At 61.7% G+C, this 15,734-nt stretch carries 16 protein-coding genes; 6 read left to right on the forward strand and 10 right to left on the reverse strand.

All coding sequences use genetic code 11. From position 1 onward, the window contains the following. Nucleotides 1–77: 77 nt before the first annotated feature. On the forward strand, nt 78–1,157 hold the full coding sequence (locus ATY77_RS29965; RefSeq protein ID WP_088690083.1) for a hypothetical protein: 1,080 nt from the start codon (nt 78–80) through the stop codon (nt 1,155–1,157). Between the two features lie 11 nt (nt 1,158–1,168). Here the strand turns inward: ATY77_RS29965 and ychF are convergent, their stop codons facing one another. Further along, nucleotides 1,169–2,272 (reverse strand): redox-regulated ATPase YchF, encoded by a 1,104-nt coding sequence (gene ychF, locus ATY77_RS29970; protein WP_088690084.1) that lies wholly within the window; start codon nt 2,270–2,272, stop codon nt 1,169–1,171. Nucleotides 2,273–2,410: 138 nt separating this feature from the next. Between ychF and ATY77_RS29975 the strand changes: the two genes are divergently transcribed. The 3 genes from ATY77_RS29975 to clpS all read left to right on the forward strand — a co-directional run bounded on the left by ATY77_RS29975 (nt 2,411) and on the right by clpS (nt 3,471). Continuing rightward, nucleotides 2,411–2,668 (forward strand): AbrB/MazE/SpoVT family DNA-binding domain-containing protein, encoded by a 258-nt coding sequence (locus ATY77_RS29975; RefSeq protein ID WP_088673076.1) that lies wholly within the window; start codon nt 2,411–2,413, stop codon nt 2,666–2,668. Then, nucleotides 2,665–3,066 (forward strand): type II toxin-antitoxin system VapC family toxin, encoded by a 402-nt coding sequence (locus ATY77_RS29980; RefSeq protein WP_245314408.1) that lies wholly within the window; start codon nt 2,665–2,667, stop codon nt 3,064–3,066. Before ATY77_RS29975 ends, ATY77_RS29980 begins: the two co-directional genes overlap by 4 nt. A gap of 93 nt (nt 3,067–3,159) precedes the next feature. Continuing rightward, the gene (clpS, locus tag ATY77_RS29985) at nt 3,160–3,471 is read left to right on the forward strand and encodes an ATP-dependent Clp protease adapter ClpS (RefSeq protein ID WP_088673078.1); all 312 of its coding nucleotides are present in this window, start codon (nt 3,160–3,162) and stop codon (nt 3,469–3,471) included. A gap of 6 nt (nt 3,472–3,477) precedes the next feature. Here clpS and ATY77_RS29990 read toward each other — a convergent pair whose 3' ends face one another. The 5 genes from ATY77_RS29990 to ATY77_RS30010 form a co-directional block, all read right to left on the reverse strand. Next, nucleotides 3,478–3,897, reverse strand: coding sequence for a GNAT family N-acetyltransferase (locus tag ATY77_RS29990; protein ID WP_088690240.1), 420 nt, complete (start codon nt 3,895–3,897; stop codon nt 3,478–3,480). Between the two features lie 34 nt (nt 3,898–3,931). Next, nucleotides 3,932–4,663: an aminoacyl-tRNA hydrolase gene (gene pth, locus ATY77_RS29995; protein WP_088690086.1), complete on the reverse strand. Its 732-nt coding sequence runs from the start codon at nt 4,661–4,663 to the stop codon at nt 3,932–3,934. Between the two features lie 93 nt (nt 4,664–4,756). Beyond that, entirely contained in the window at nt 4,757–5,482 is a 726-nt protein-coding gene (locus ATY77_RS30000) for a transporter substrate-binding domain-containing protein (RefSeq protein ID WP_088690087.1), read from the reverse strand. Between the two features lie 24 nt (nt 5,483–5,506). After that, nucleotides 5,507–7,858, reverse strand: coding sequence for an EAL domain-containing protein (locus tag ATY77_RS30005; RefSeq protein ID WP_088690088.1), 2,352 nt, complete (start codon nt 7,856–7,858; stop codon nt 5,507–5,509). Between the two features lie 187 nt (nt 7,859–8,045). Further along, the gene (locus ATY77_RS30010) at nt 8,046–8,654 is read right to left on the reverse strand and encodes a 50S ribosomal protein L25/general stress protein Ctc (protein WP_088673082.1); all 609 of its coding nucleotides are present in this window, start codon (nt 8,652–8,654) and stop codon (nt 8,046–8,048) included. A gap of 348 nt (nt 8,655–9,002) precedes the next feature. Between ATY77_RS30010 and ATY77_RS30015 the strand changes: the two genes are divergently transcribed. Further along, nucleotides 9,003–10,466 carry a hypothetical protein gene (locus ATY77_RS30015; protein ID WP_088690089.1) on the forward strand — a complete coding sequence of 488 codons (1,464 nt, stop codon included), beginning with the start codon at nt 9,003–9,005 and terminating at the stop codon, nt 10,464–10,466. Nucleotides 10,467–10,509: 43 nt separating this feature from the next. Here the strand turns inward: ATY77_RS30015 and ATY77_RS30020 are convergent, their stop codons facing one another. Further along, a complete protein-coding gene (locus tag ATY77_RS30020; protein WP_088690090.1) occupies nt 10,510–11,415 on the reverse strand; it encodes a LysR family transcriptional regulator in 906 nt (301 codons plus the stop codon). Nucleotides 11,416–11,529: 114 nt separating this feature from the next. Here ATY77_RS30020 and ATY77_RS30025 point away from each other — a divergent pair, with 114 nt between their 5' ends. Further along, entirely contained in the window at nt 11,530–12,558 is a 1,029-nt protein-coding gene (locus ATY77_RS30025) for an aldo/keto reductase (protein WP_088690091.1), read from the forward strand. Nucleotides 12,559–12,638: 80 nt separating this feature from the next. Here the strand turns inward: ATY77_RS30025 and ATY77_RS30030 are convergent, their stop codons facing one another. From ATY77_RS30030 to ATY77_RS30040, 3 genes are all read right to left on the reverse strand, one after another. Next, a complete protein-coding gene (locus tag ATY77_RS30030) occupies nt 12,639–13,571 on the reverse strand; it encodes a ribose-phosphate pyrophosphokinase (protein WP_088673086.1) in 933 nt (310 codons plus the stop codon). A gap of 94 nt (nt 13,572–13,665) precedes the next feature. Continuing rightward, the gene (locus ATY77_RS30035; RefSeq protein WP_088690092.1) at nt 13,666–14,478 is read right to left on the reverse strand and encodes a hypothetical protein; all 813 of its coding nucleotides are present in this window, start codon (nt 14,476–14,478) and stop codon (nt 13,666–13,668) included. 103 nt (nt 14,479–14,581) lie between these two features. Next, nucleotides 14,582–15,733 (reverse strand): Xaa-Pro peptidase family protein, encoded by a 1,152-nt coding sequence (locus tag ATY77_RS30040; protein WP_088690093.1) that lies wholly within the window; start codon nt 15,731–15,733, stop codon nt 14,582–14,584. Between the last annotated feature and the right edge of the window lies 1 nt (nt 15,734).

Here is a 15,734-nt window from a genome sequence, read left to right on the forward strand (position 1 = left end):
GCTCCTCCGCATATGCAGCGCACAATTCTTACAATAGCATCCGCGCGGGCTCAATGATTCCGAGGAGAGAAACCGGCATGACGGAACTGAGGTCGATACTCGACGAGGCGGCGCGCCAAGGGCTGATTTCGCCTGAGGCGGGCGGGCGGCTTCTGCCCTTCCTGACCGAGCGCGGCGTGGCGGTTGTCGAGCCGCGGCCGGCAGCCGCGGACGGATCGGCCTGGTCGGACACGGAAACGCCGCGCTTCGTGCGCGGCTTTCACGACGTGCTGATCACCATCGGCGTCATCGTCGGGCTTTGCGGGCTCTGGGGGCTGTCGGCGCTTTATGCCGTGCCGGTTGCCATCATCGTGCTTTCGGAAATTCTGGTGCGCCGCCAGCGGCTGGCTTTGCCGGCGGTCAGCCTGACGATCGCGCTGTTCTGCTGGACATGTCTGCTGATGTCCCATTTCTTCCCGCCATGGACGCCGAACGCCGAATCCTTCGGGGCGGAGGCGACGCAGTTCGTCGCCGGCTTCCCGATCATTCTCGGCGCCTATTATGCCCGCTACCGCGTGCCGCTATCGCTGGCGCTCTCCATCATGTCGGCGCTCGCCTTCGTCCTCACGCTGCTTTTGCGGCTGGTACAGTGGGCAAGCGGCAATCCGGCGTTTTTCCTCGATCATCCCGCCGTGCTGGCGTTGGTTGCGCTATTCTGCGCGCTCGGACTGTTTGCGCTGGCGCTTTACTTCGATCTCGGCGACCGGCTGCGGCGGACGACGCGTTCGGATATCGCTTTCTGGCTGCATCTGGGCGCGGCGCCGGCGCTGCTCTACAGCACCGTTTCCCTGCTGTCGCTCGGGGCAGACGTCCGCATCTTCGACGTCGCGAACATGTCGTCGCGGACACCCGTGGTGGTCGCGACGGTGGCGGCGCTGATGCTGATCGGTCTCGTCATCGACCGGCGCGCCTTCGTTACCTCGGGGCTGCTGTCGCTCGGGGTCGCGATCTTCAGCGTTTTCCGGCAGGGGAGCGCCACGGTGGACACTTATATCTTCACGACGCTGATTATCGTCGGCGCGGTCGTACTGATCATCGGCACCGGCTGGATGCCGCTTCGGCGGCAGGTGCTGCGCGCGCTGCCGCCGGCAATCGCCAATAGGCTGCCGCCGGGTTGAGGCGGCAGCGTTTAGGTGTTGAAGCGGAAGTGGATGACGTCGCCGTCCTGGACGACATATTCCTTGCCTTCGTCGCGCGCCTTGCCGGCATCCTTGGCGCCGACTTCGCCGTTGTATTTGATGTAGTCGTCATAGGCGATGGTGTTGGCGCGGATGAAGCCGCGCTCGAAATCCGAATGGATGACGCCGGCGGCCTGCGGCGCCTTGGTGCCGCGCTCGATCGTCCACGCGCGCGTTTCCTTCGGGCCGACGGTGAAATAGGTGATGAGGTGGAGCAGCTTGTAGCCGGCGCGGATCAACCGGTCGAGGCCAGCCTCGTCGAGGTCGAGGGCGGAGAGGAATTCCTTGGCTTCCTCTTCGGCAAGCTGGGCGACCTCGGCTTCGATCGCCGCCGAGATGATGACGGTTTCGGCACCCTGTTCCTTGGCCATGGCGGCGACGGCCGCGGTGAATTCGTTGCCGGTCGAGGCGTCGCTTTCGGCGACGTTGCAGACATAGAGCACCGGATGCGAGGTGAGCAGGTTGAGGCCCTTGAGGATGGCGATTTCATCGGGGGCGAGCTTCGACAGCAGCGTGCGCACCGGCTTGCCGTCGTTGAGCAGCTTCAGCGAGGCTTCCATGATCGGCAGCATCGCCATGGAATCCTTGTCCTTGCTGGTGGCGCGCTTGCGCGTCTGCTCGGTGCGGCGCTCCAGGCTTTCGAGATCGGCGAGCATCAGTTCGGTCTCGATCGTTTCGGCATCGGCGACCGGATTGATGCGCCCCTCGACATGGGTGATGTCGCTGTCTTCGAAGCAGCGCAGCACATGCACGATGGCATCGACTTCACGGATATTGGCGAGGAACTGGTTGCCGAGGCCTTCACCCTTCGAGGCGCCGCGCACGAGTCCGGCAATATCGACGAAGGAGATGCGGGTCGGGATCAGTTCCTTCGACTTGGCGATGTCGGCGAGCTTGCGCATGCGCGGATCGGGGACCGCGACTTCGCCGGTGTTCGGCTCGATGGTGCAGAAGGGATAATTGGCGGCCTGTGCGGCCGCCGTCTTGGTGAGCGCGTTGAAGAGGGTCGATTTGCCGACGTTCGGCAGACCGACGATGCCGCATTTGAAGCCCATGGCTTGATGTCCGTATTTGTGAAAACTTTGCCCCTGCCTATGGGGGAACAGCTTTCCCCGGTCAAGGGTTCATGAAATTAAAGCTCCATTGAAGGTAAGGCAGTTTTGCCTTACCTTCAATGGAGCAGGAGTGGTGTGATGGTCAGGCTCAAGGTTACGGCAAAAGGTCAAGTGACCCTCAAGAAAGAGGTTCTCGACCATCTCGGAATAGCGCCGGGTGACGAGATCGAGATCGATCTCTTGCCAAGGGGCAGTGGAAATATCCATGCGATCAAATCGATGGTGCCTATCGAGCGTCTGTTCGGCATGTTCTCTCATAAAGCCGACAGAACGTATTCCATTGATGAGATCAATGAAGCGATCGAGGCTGGATGGGCTGGCGAGGGCAAGCGTTGAAGGTCGTCGTCGATACGAACATTCTGGTGCGGATGTTCACGCGCGACCATCCTGTCGAGAGTCCGAAGGCCGAAGAGTTCCTTCGGTCCTACAGTATCGTTGTACCGAACCAGACGCTTTGCGAATTGGTCTGGGTTCTTCGACGGCTCTATAAATTCGATGCAGTCGAGGTGAAGCAGGCGATAACGTATCTCGGAGAGGTGGAGACGGTTACGCTCGATCGTGCCGCTGTTGCAAGCGGTCTTTTATTCGTGGAGGCTGGTGGCGATTTCGCGGATGGCGTCATTGCGCTCGAAGGGGAGAGGCTTGGTGGAGAAAGCTTTGCAACATTCGACAGGAAGGCTGCTGCCATTCTTCGAAAAGCCGGCCAGAATTGTCTCTTGCTCTCCGGTGAATGAGATCTACGTCATTGAACTGCCGTGCTGACGGTGCAATATATTCCAACGGACGTCTGTTCCGCCTTTTCATGTCATCAACCGGTAGAATTTCCGATGAGTGACAATGACATTGCCCTGAAACCGAAGACCAAGGTGAAGCTGAAGCTGGACAAGCCGAAGCTCTACAAAGTCATTCTCGTCAATGACGATTATACGCCGCGCGAATTCGTCATCGTGATCCTGAAGGTCGTCTTCCGCATGAGCGAAGAGACCGGCTACCGGGTGATGATGACGGCGCACAAGCTCGGTTCCTGCGTGGTCGTGGTTTGCGCCAAGGACATTGCTGAGACCAAGGCCAAGGAAGGCATCGACCTTGCCAAGGAGATGGGCTTTCCGCTGATGTTCACCACCGAGCCCGAGGAATAGGTGCGCTCAGGGCCGGCGGATCTGGTAGCCGGTCTTGTCCTGCAGGAAACCGCAATTCTCGTAGAAACGCAGCGTCGCCGGGTTTTTTGACCCGGTGAGCAGCATCACCTTGTAGCAGCCGGCCTTCCAGGCCTCTTCCACCGCGTGGTCGATGACGGCGCCGGCATAGCCGCGCTGACGATGGTCGGCATGGGTGACGACATTTTCGAGCAGCGCGTAAGAGGCGCCGCCCCGCGTCAGGTTCGGCACGACGATCAGCGTGACGGTGGCGGCGGCGAGGTCGCCGGCAAAGCCGATGAATACGGTCATGCCGGGCTGAGCGAGGATGGCGGAAAAGCGTTCCTCGGCCGTGGCGCCTTCGAGAGCAGGATCGGCCGAGTTGAGATGCTGGTAGAGGGTAATCAGCCCACCGAGGTCGTGGGCCATCGCGGGACGGATGACGAGATTGTCCGACACCGGCCTATTCCCCCTTGTTGCCGAACATCTTCTTCAGCATCTCGGCCATGGGGCCGGTGGCCGGCAGCTTCGGCTGGTTGTTGTTGCGGGCCTGGCGGATATGCGACTGGCCGGCCGGCTTCTTCTCGCCGTCCTTGCTCTCCTTGCGTGGCTTCTCCTCCTCGGCCTTGCCACCGAGCGCCAGCGCGATCTTGTTCATCAACTGCGAATCCTCGTTCCGCACCAGCATGTCGGCATTGTCGGCCAGCGTGTCGAGAAGCGGTTCGAGCCAGGCCTTGTCGGCCTTGGCGAAATCGCCGAGCACGTGGTTCTGCACCATTTCCTTGACGCCGGGATGGCCGATGCCGAGGCGCAGCCGCCGGTATTCCTTACCGCAATGGGCGTCCAGCGACTTGATGCCGTTGTGGCCGCCATGGCCGCCGCCGGTCTTCAGCCGTGCCTTGCCAGCGGGAAGGTCGAGTTCGTCATAGATCGCGACAAGATCGGCCGGCTGGAGCTTGTAGAAGCGCATCGCCTCGCCGACGGCCTCGCCGGAGAGGTTCATGTAGGTCTGCGGCTTGATCAGCAGCACCTTCTCGCCGCCAAGTTCGCCTTCGGCGATTTCAGCCTTGAACTTCTTCGACCAGGGCGAAAAGCTGTGGCGCCGATGAATGGCATCGACGGCCATGAAGCCGATATTGTGGCGGTTGCCGGCGTATTTGCCGCCGGGATTGCCGAGACCTGCGATGATCAGCATGGCCTGTCATTCCTTGCTTGAGCTTGTCCTGCGTTCACCACCCGGAAACGGAAGCAAAGTCAAGCGGAAAGGCCAGCGGCCTGTCCGGCTGCTTCAGTCGGACAGGTTCATGCCGTATTTCTGGAAGATCTTTTTCTGGTCGCCGTCGGCAATCAGCTTGTCGAGCGCTGACTGCATCTTGGCGCGCAGATCGTCCGGAAAGCTCTTCTCGCAGGCGATACCCATCGGCTGGGCCGAGAGGATGGTCACCATCTCCACCGGCTGGTCGGCTTTCAGCTTGTCGTAATAGAGTTCGGAGATCGGCATCATGTCGATGCGGCCGCTCAGTAGCTTGCGCAGCGTCGCGTTAAAATCGCTGGCGACATCGAGCTTGGGGAAGCCCTTCTCCTTCAGGATCGTCTCGGTATAATCTTCGCGCTGGGTGCCGACCGTATATTTCTTCGCCTCTTCCAGATTGCTGGCGGTGACGCCTGAGCCCTTGCGGGTGATCAGGATGTTGCGGTCGATGAGCAGCGGCTCGATCCATTTGAACAGCGGATCGCGCGCGCTGTTGTGGGCGGTCGCGAAAACGCAGGTCATCGGCGCGGTGCGGGCGAGGCTGAAAGCGCGCGCCCAGGGCAACACCTCGATCGTGTAGTCGACGCCAATCGCGGTCATCACCTTCTCGACCTGCTCGACGGTCGCGCCCTTGATCTCCTTGCCTTCGCGGTAATTGAAGGGGGCGTAGTCCTCGGTCGTGAAGGACACGGTTTGCGCTTGGGCGACCCAGGGGGCAGCCCATGGCAGCGCCAGGCAGGCAAGAAGCAGGAGCTTTTTCATCGTGTCATCTCCTCTATTGTGCGATCACGAGGCGCGGGCGACTTCGGACTGTGATTCCACCAATTCCTCGATCAGTTTGGCTGCCTGCTGCGGACGGTGGAAGAGGTAGCCCTGGCCGTAATCAAGCCCCATCTGGTGAAGCGTGCGGCATTCCTCTTCGGTCTCGATGCCCTCGGCAATCACGGTGCAGTTCATCTTGTGCGAGAGGGTGGTGATGCTTTCGATCAGCATGCGGCTCTTTTGGCGCACGTCGTTGTCGCCATCGTTGATCGCGCGGGTGAAGGACTGGTCGATCTTGATGATGTCGACCGGGAAACGGTTGAGGTAGCTGAGCGAAGAGTAGCCGGTGCCGAAATCGTCGAGCGCGATGCGGTAGCCGAAACGGCGCAGTTCGGTGACGATCATGCGGATCTGCGGATTGTCGTGCATCAGCACGGCTTCGGTGATTTCGACGACGATGCGCTCGGGGCGGATGCCGTGGCGGCCGACAGTGGCGGCAAGGCGAGCGGGCAGGGCGGGCTCGAATTGCAGCGGCGAGAAGTTGATGGCGAGATAGCTGTCCTGCATCCCCGGGATGCGGGAAATCTTGGCGAGGTTGGCGATCGCCTTTTCCATGATGACGTTGCCGACGCGGACGATCTTTGCCGTCTCTTCGGCGACGTTGATGATCTCGGCCGGCGGCATCGGGCCCTTCTGCGGATGGTTGAGGCGCATCAGCGCCTCGAAGCCGGCAATGCTGCGGCCGTTCAGGTTGACGATCGGCTGCAGGAAGGCCTCGAACCAGTTTTCGGCGAGGCCGGCTTCGATATTGGCCTCGATCTCGGCGCGGCTGCGGGCGCGGTCGAGCATGGCGTTGTCGAAGAGCTGCGCGCCGTTCTTGCCGTCGCGCTTCTTGGCATACATCGCCATGTCGGATTTCTGCAGCAGTTCGGCGGCGGTCGCGGCGTGGCTGGGGTAGATGGCGATGCCGATCGAAGCGCTCAGATGCATGTCGGGACCGAAGGGCGTTTCGAAGATCGAGGCGATCTGCTCGCACATCACTCTGGCGCGCTTCTCGGCGTCCTGGGCCGGCAGCAGGATGGCGAATTCATCGCCGCCGAGGCGGGCTGCCTCGTCAAAGGGGGCTAGATGCCGCTTCAGGCGTTCGACGAGTTCGATCAGCGCCAGGTCGCCGGCGGCATGGCCCATATTGTCGTTGATCCACTTGAAACGGTCGAGATCGACGAAGAGGCAGGCAAGCTCATGGCCGGCCGCATCGGCGGCGGCAATCTTGTTGTCGAGAACGGCTTCGAAGCCCTGGCGGTTGAGCAGCCCGGTCAGATGGTCGGTGATCGCCTGGCGATGGTTGCGATCCTCGGACGCCTTGAGCTCCGTCACATCGGTCATGACCGAGAGCGAGAGGCGGTCGTTCGCGCCGGTTTCCGCTTCCGCTTCCATGATGAGGACGTCCATGATCCGGCCGTCCATGCAGACGAACTTGACGGTGACGGCCATGCCGTTTTCCGCCTCGCGGCGCTTGACGAACTTCTCGCGGGTATTCGATGTGACGAGATTGGCGAAGTTGAGGCCGATGACGGCGGCGCGCTGATAACCCGTGGCGAACAGCCAATAGTCGCTGACGGCGGTGATGCGGTCTTCCTCGTCGAGCGAGAAGAGCATGGCGGGCGTCAGATTGTAGATGTCGGTGGCGCGGCGGTGGGCGAGCTTCAGCTCCTTCTCTTCGCTTTCGAGCTTGGTCTGCATCTCGTTGAAGCTGCGGGCGAGCCGTCCCATCTCGTCGTTCGACTGCCAGTCGACGTGATGGCGGGAACCGAGCTGCCGGGTCGCCTCGATCGCGGCCGTCAGCCGCATCAGCGGCTGGATGACGAAGATGCGGTTGCCGATCAGCGCGGTGCCGAAAACGGTCAATACCGCGAAAATGAAGATCGAGATGAAGACGACCTCTTCCTGCTTCAGGCCGGAAAACAGGCCGAGCGCGGGATAATAGACGCTGATGCTGCCGAGGTTCTTCGGGCCGTCGACGGTATTGTAGATGATGGCGCGCGAGACCTGCACGAGCTTGCCGTCGAAGGAGCGCGGAATGGTGGACTGGCTGACGTCGAGCTGGCCCGACTGATCGCGCACTTCAACCTTGACGATGGCCCCCTGGGAAACGACCGTCGCGCTGATCTGGGTGACACTGTCCTCATCGAGATCCCAGAGGGGTTTTGCCAGCGCCTGGGCATTGGCGACAAGAAGAACGGAGATGTGGTCGCGTATTTCCTTGTCGGCGCGTTCGGAGGAAAGAAAAAGGAAGAGAACAAAGAGGGGGGCGACGAAGACGAGCAGTGCTCCGCACACGATCGCAAAAAATCTGTTCTCAACGGAATTGTGCATGGTTCCGTCTACTCCCCCAGGACCGGCCCTATTTGCTGTCTCGCTTCAGGGCGGGCTTCTTCACAGCTGACGGAGCATGCTTCCACAAATTCCTTAAATGTTGCTGAAACGGCAACCTTTCCGGGCAAAGGAAAGCCCGCTTCCCAGGGGGAAGCGGGCCATATGCTTTACAAATTGGTCGAAGCGATCAGGCTTCAGCTTCGCCTTCTGCGGCGCTCTCGTCGACGCCGGCAGCCGGAGCGACGATGGTCGCGATCGTGAAGTCGCGGTCGATGACCGTGGTCACGCCCTTCGGCAGGGTGACTTCCGAAATGTGGATGCTGTCGCCGATCTTCTTGCCGCTGAGGTCAACGTTGAAGAATTCCGGGATCGCATCGGCCGGGCAATGAACTTCGACCGAGTGGCGGACGATGTTTAGAACGCCGCCGACCTTGAGGCCCTGGGACTTCTCTTCGTTGATGAAGTGAACCGGGATTTCGACGGTCACCTGGGTGTTGCCGGAGACGCGGAGGAAATCGACATGCAGGGTGAAATCACGGACCGGATCGAGCTGGTAGTCCTTCGGCAGAACCTTGTACTTCTTGCCGTCGACTTCGATGGTCGCCACGGTGGTCATGAAACCACCGGCGTGAATGCGCTTCGTCACCTCATTGGTGTTGAGAGCGATGGCAATGGGGGCCTGCTTGTCACCATAGATGACAGCGGGGATCAAACCGTTGCGGCGAAGTTCACGGGCGGACCCCTTACCAACCCGTTCGCGCGCCTCGGCCTTGAGCTCGTAAGTTTCCTGGCTCATGGCTATTCCTTTCGAGGTTATTTGGAGAGTTCGGCGGTGGGCAAAAGCCTTGTTCCGTCGAACCGGAGGCGGGTTTCCCCATCCTCATCCGCGTTGCCTCCAAGGGTGTCTACGCGGACCGGTGGCCTATATTATAAGTCGCCCGGAAACGCAAGTTGCGGATTTGGAGCGCTTCCGCCGCCGCATGAGCGGCAAATCGAAAAGACAAGCCTCATTGAAATCGCTGGCAATCCACGTCCGGCCAAGCGGCAAAATTGCCAATGGCTGCCGCCGCTTGGCTTGACATCAGCGCGCTTCACATCTTTGGATGACCGCAATCAAAAAAGCGGCTGAGGAGAAAAACAGACTATGCGTCTCAAACTTGTCACGGCAACGAGCTTGCTTGCCCTTTGCCTTTTCACCACGGCCGAAAGCGCGGAGATCAACCAGGACGGCGCCAACGCGGTCAAGGAGACTTTGACGAAGCTGCTTCCGGAGGAATTGGCGAAGAGCGGCCTGATCACCGTCAATCCGGCCGGCACGCGCTATGAGGTCATCTACGATCTGGCGAAGCTGCTTGCCAAAGCCGATCCGGCGACGCTCACGATCAACGGACTGACGCCGTTCTCGATGTTCACCACACCTCTCGACAGCGGGCTCTGGAACATCGAAGGCGACAACAACTTCAACGTTTCCGGCCATTTCAAGGGCCCGGACCAGAAGCCGACGGATTTCACCTATTCCATCGCTTCGCTCGTCTATACCGGCGTCTTCGACCCGGCGATCAGCTATCTGCGTTCCGGCACCTTCGCGGCCAAGGACATCAAGCTATCGAGCAAATCCGAAACCGAGGAGGTCCATGCCACCATCGCCAGCATGGACCAAAAGCTGAGTTCGGCGGATAGCGCGGGCGGCAACGGACGCGTCGATTTTGTCGGCACCGGCTCGATGTCGGGTTTCGTCGAGCAGGTTTCCGGGCTGCAGATGCCGCCCGTTGAAATCCGTGCCGACTCTGTCGATGTCGAGGCCAAGGTGAACGGCCTGCCGGCAAAGCAGATTCGCGAGATGGTCTTCTTCGTTCTCGGCCATCTCGACCAGGACCAATTGAGCCCTGCGGAGAGCGACAAGATAAAGGGGATAGTGAAAGAAGCCTTCCCGCTTCTGACTTCCTTCAGCGAGACGATCGGGGTCAACAATCTGATCGTCAGCAGCGAGATGGGCAAGGGCGGCGCCAAGGCATTCGGCTACAACCTCGCCATCGACGGGCCGAGCGATGCCGTGCGTTTCGGTTTCGGTTTCAATGCGCAGGAGATCAGCCTCGACACCCCGCTGATGCCGGCAAACTATGCCACCTTCATGCCGACCGATTTCGATTTCCAGCTTGCTCTTCCCAATCTGGATTTCGCCAGCCTCGGCGACACCCTCATGACATTTGATTTTAACGATAAGGCGCCTGAAAAGACCGGCGAGGAGATGGGCAAGAAGCTCTTCCGCGACGGCCTGCTTACGGTGGAGTTTCCGAAGATCAGCGCCAAGTCAGGCGTCTACGACGTCGATGTGACGGGCAAGATCGAAGGCCGGGTCGATACCGAGAAGGACTATTCGATGGAGGCGACGATCCTTGCCCGCGATCTCGACAAGACGATCGCCGCGGTTCAGGAGCTTGCCAAGACCGATCCCGACCTCAACCAAGTCTCCTTCGGCATCATGATGGTCAAGGGTTTCGCCAAGACCGATCCGGACGGCCGCTCGCGCTGGGACATCAGCATCGGTCGCGACGGCGCGATTTCCGTCAACGGCCAGGTGGTCAAGGAAGCCGATCCGCAGCCGTAATCCCGTCGGCCTCGCCCGAAGAAGACGCGCGCCGCGCGGGGTTTTATCCCTTGCGGCGCAGCAGCGTCGACGCCATGTCGAGAAAGGCGCGCAGTTTCGGCTGCGTTTGCGAGCGGGCGGGGAAATAGGCAAAGAGGCCGGGCGCGGTCGGCAGAAAGGCCTCGAGCACGCGCTCGAGCCGTCTTGAGGCGACCGCTTCCGCGACGGATATATCCGGCAAGTAGACAAGACCGAGCCCGGCTTCGGCGAGTTCGAGCAGCAGCAGGAAATCGTTGACGATCAGGCCGCCTGGCGGATCGACCGCGAAGTCGCGTCCGTCGCGTTCGAATTCCCAGCGATAGACGACGCCCGACGTCGGGTAGCGGTAGCGGATTGCCTGATGGCGGGTGAGATCCTCCGGCGTAGCCGGCCGACCATGCCGCGCGAAATAGTCGGGCGAACCGACGACCGTCCAGGTGATATCCGATGTCAGCCGCATGGCGATCATGTCCTTCTCGATCGCCTCGCCGATGCGGATGCCGGCGTCGAAGCCGCGTTCGGTAATGTCGATCGCCGCATCGTCGACCGAGATTTCGACCGAGATGTCAGGATAGGCTTGGCGGAACCGCGGCAGCAGCGGTGTGACGATCAGCGGCACTGCCATGCGCGGTACGGTGAGGCGCAGATGCCCGAGCGGGCGGTCGCGGAAGCCGCCCAGCATGTCGAAGGCATCGGCGATGTCGGCAGCGGCGGGACGAACCCGCTGGAAGAGGGCCGCGCCTGCTTCGGTGAGCGCGACGCGCCGCGTAGTGCGGACGAAGAGCGGCACGCCGAGCCTTTTCTCGAGCGCACGGATCGCCTGGCTGACGGCGGTCGGCGTCACGCCGAGCGATGCGGCGGCAGCGGTGAAGCTTCTGGCGTCGGCGACGGCCAGGAATTCGGTCAATCCGGTGAAAGGATCAGGCGCCATTGGTCGATTATGAAGCTCAGCTTCATAAGGTTTATCGATCCGGCGGATTTTTCGCAATAATGCATTCTGGCATTGTCACACCAATCCGCTCACGAGAACCCAACGGAGGACGACATGAAATATACGACTCTCGGCCGCACAGGGCTTGCCGTTTCCAGGCTTGCCTTCGGCGCGATGACCTTCACGTCGGGCGACCGCAGCATGGGCTCGATCTACAAGACCGAGGCCGATGCCGCCGACGCGCTGGTTGGGCAGGCGCTCGATGCCGGCGTCAACTTCTTCGATACGGCGGATGCCTATGCCTCCGGCCAGTCGGAACAGATCCTGGGACAGGTGCTGAAGGCACGGCGCAACGAGGTGGTGATCGCCACCAAGGTCGGCTTCCGCACCGGCACGCCGCTCGGACAGGCGGGGCTTTCCCGCCGCCACATCCTGTGGTCGGTCGACGAAAGCCTGAAACGGCTCGGGACCGACTGGATCGACGTCTATATTGTCCACAAGGAAGATCCGTTCACGCCGTTGGAGGAGACGCTGTCGGCGCTCGATGCCGTGGTGCGCTCCGGCAAGGCGCGCTATATCGGCTTTTCCAACTGGTCGGCCTGGAAGGTGGCGGCCGCTCTCGAAATCCAGAAGGCGAACGGGCTCGCGCCCTTCACGCACGGGCAGATGCATTATTCGCTGCTCGGCCGCGATATCGAGCGGGACATTCTGCCGATGATGCAGCGCTATGGCCTTGGCCTCACCGTCTGGAGCCCGCTCTCCTCCGGTTTTCTCTCCGGCAAATATACCCGCGAGACGCTCGGCGATCCCGACAACCGCTATTCCGGCTTCGATATCCTGCCTTTCGACAAGGAACAGGGTTTCGCACTGGTCGAGCGGATGCGGGTGATCGCGGTCGCCCACGGAGCGAGCGTCGCCCAGGTGGCGATCGCGTGGCTGCTGGCCAAGAAGGCGGTTTCCAGCGTGCTGCTCGGCGCTTCGAAGCCGCAGCAACTGGCCGACAATCTCGGGGCGGCGGAATTGACGCTCGACGAAGGCGAACTGGCAGCGCTCGACGCTGCGACCGAGCCGGCGCCGGTCTATCCGAACTGGTTCATCGACAATCTCGCCGATCAACAGCAGAAGACGGCTTTCAGCCGTTGAGCCGAGAACATCGCAAGGAAAAAGCCGTCCGCACATCATGCGGACGGCTTTTTACTGGGAATTGCTGCCGGCCAGGCCTGTCAGTCGAAGAGGCTGGAGACGGATTCTTCCTGGCTCGTGCGGCTGATGGCTTCGCCGATCAGCGGAGCGGTCGTCACGACGCGGATATTATGGGCGGACTGCACGGCAGTCGTCGGCTGGATCGAGTCGGTGATGACGAGCTCGCGCAGCTTGGACGAGGTGACGCGGGTGACGGCGCCGCCGGAAAGCACGCCGTGGGTGATGTAGGCGGTGACGCTCGAAGCGCCCTGGGCGAGCAGCGCATCGGCCGCGTTGCAGAGCGTGCCGCCGGAATCGACGATGTCGTCGATCAGCAGACAGTCCTTGCCGGTGACGTCGCCGATGATGTTCATGACTTCGGATTCACCCGGCCGATCGCGACGCTTGTCGACGATCGACAGAAGACAGTCCAGCCGCTTGGCAAGCGCACGGGCGCGAACGACGCCGCCGACATCGGGCGAGACGACCATGACGTTGCTGAGGTCATAGTGGCTCTTGATGTCGCGCGTCAGGACCGGCAGCGCATAGAGATTGTCCGTGGGAATATCGAAGAAGCCCTGGATCTGCCCGGCATGGAGATCGAGCGTCATGACGCGGTCGGCGCCGGCTTCGGTGATGAGGTTTGCAACCAGCTTGGCCGAGATCGGCGTGCGGCCGGAGGCGCGGCGGTCCTGGCGGGCATAACCGAAATAGGGAAGCACGGCAGTGATGCGGCGGGCTGAGGATCGGCGCATGGCGTCGATCATGATCAGCAGTTCCATCAGATGGTCGTTGGCAGGAAAGGACGTGGGCTGCACGAGGAAAACATCCTCGCCGCGCACGTTTTCCTGGACCTCGACGAAGATTTCCTGATCGGCAAACCTTCGGACACTGGCTTTCCCCAAGGGAACATTGAGATAGGTGCAGATCGCTTCGGCGAGTTGCCGGTTCGAATTGCCTGCGAAAACCTTCATGTTGGTCCGCCTGTTATGCGCTGATAGCCGCGCTTTTTAGTCAGCTTCCCCGTGAATGCAAGGGCAGACTTTCATATTTGCAAAAACTTTGTGACTAACCGCCCTGAGTCTGCCGCCAGGAGGTGAATTCCGCGATGGTTTTCGAGCCGATCTGCTGCATCACCGAGGCCGGGACGCCAGCCCAGGGGTCTGCCGCGGCTGTCGGCACGCTTTCCTGTCCCTGGATGCGGTGCAGCCGGGCGCCGCCATTGTCGAGAATGTCCCAGACATAGACAACGGTGACCTTGCCGTCATCGCTGAAGGCGGAGAGATAGCCTTTGAGGATATAGTCGCTGCTGGCGTCGTTCGAGCTCTTGATGGAAAGCCCATGCGAGCGCGCTTCGGCGCCAAGCTGGCGCGAAAGCGGGGTCACCGCCTGAACCGGCGCGCCGATGATCGGCAGGAAGCGGACGGTGTTGCCGCGGGCGGAGGAGCCCCCGGGATCGAGGGCGGCGGTCTGCTGCGGCTGCTGCGGCTCGGCCGGCGGAACGGCAGGCTCGCCGCCGCTTGTCGGCGGCGGCAGCGATTGTTCCTCGATCGGGGCGGAGGCGGCTGGCGAGGAGCCGTTCCTCGACAGAGCGTCGGCCTGCTCCTGCATCGTCGTCGGAGGCGCGCCGGAACCAGGCTGATAGGTTCGCTGGGTCTGGTCATAGGCCGGGTGATAGCCGCTTTGCCGCGTATTCGCGGCGAATGCCGGCTGGCGGGCGCCGGCCAGACTCTCGGCCTCCGTCTGCGTCACCGGGCTCGACCTTGCGGGTCCCGAGGAATCGCCGATATCGACCTGCGGTGTCAGCGCATCGGTGGTATTGCAGGCGGTCAGCTGAGCCATGACGAAGAGGAGCGTGGGCGCAATCGCAGCTCGCGTCATCCCTTGATCCGTCCTTCCCATATTCACGTCAGCCCTGCCGGAATTTATGCGGGCGGGGATGGTCCTCTGTCAATTCCGGATTCTCACCGGTCGATTTCGGACTTCAGAGGCCGATGAAATCGAGCGGATGGCGCGACAATGTCTGCGGCGCATCCGTCGTCGTCAGATAGGTCTGGCCGAGCGTCATCGCCGTGCCCGTGTCGGAATCGGCGATGATCATGTGCACGAAGAGCGACATGTTCGGCTCGATCGGCTGCGGATTGCCGACATGAAACATCTGATGCTCCATCCAGGAGGGGGAGAAGCGGGCGCCGAGCGAGTAGCCGCAGGCGTTCAGCCGGTGGCGGGCGAGGCCGCGCTCGTCCATGATGCGGGCATGCATGTCAAACACGTCGCCGAACGTATGGCCGGGCTTCAGCACCGTCTCGATCGCCTCGATGGTTTCGCGGCAGGCATTATAAAGTTCGCGATGGCGTTGCATCGGCTCGCCGATGACGATCGTGTGCATCATCGCCGCATGGTAATGCGCGTAAGCGCCGGCCCATTCGAGCGTCAGCTGGTCGTTGGCGTCGAGCTTGCGGCGGCCGGCCTTGTAGCGGCAGAGCAGGGCGTCGGCAGCGGAGCCGATGATGAACTCGTTTGCCGGATAATCGCCGCCGCCGGAAAAGATCGCGCCCTGCATGGCGGCGAGGATATCGGCCTCGTCGGCGCCGGGCTTCGTCAGCCGCAGCGCGGCATCGAGCGCATCGTCGGCGAGAGCGGCGGCGCGTTCGACATAGGCGATCTCCGTCGGGCTCTTGACGAGCCGCAGGCGGCTGACGAGGTATGACGCATCGACGATCTGGCCGAAGGTGGTCAGCTGCGCGTCGAGCAGGCGGGCGACGCGGCCGGTCATGCCGTGCGTGTCATATTCGACGCCGATGCGGGCGCCGAGCAGATCCATGTCTACCAGCAGGTTCTTCAGGTCGAGCGTCGGATCGGCATTGACCCTGTCGACCCAGACGTGGACGTCGTCGAGGATCGAGGTGTGCTTGGCCTGGCGAAGATCGGCCGAGCGGGTGATCAGCGCCATGGTGCCGTCGCTCTTGACGATCAGCGTCTGGAAGAAGCAGTAGCCGAAAGTGTCGTAGCCGGTCAGCCAGTACATGCTTTCCTGGGCGAAGAGCAGCAGCGCGTCGAGCTTTTCTTCCTTCATCTTCTCGGTGAGGCGCGCAAGGCGGCTTGCGAACTCGGCCTTTTCGAAGTGCAATGCCATT

The sequence above is a fragment of the Rhizobium sp. R634 genome (assembly GCF_002211305.1).
Lineage (GTDB): Bacteria > Pseudomonadota > Alphaproteobacteria > Rhizobiales > Rhizobiaceae > Rhizobium.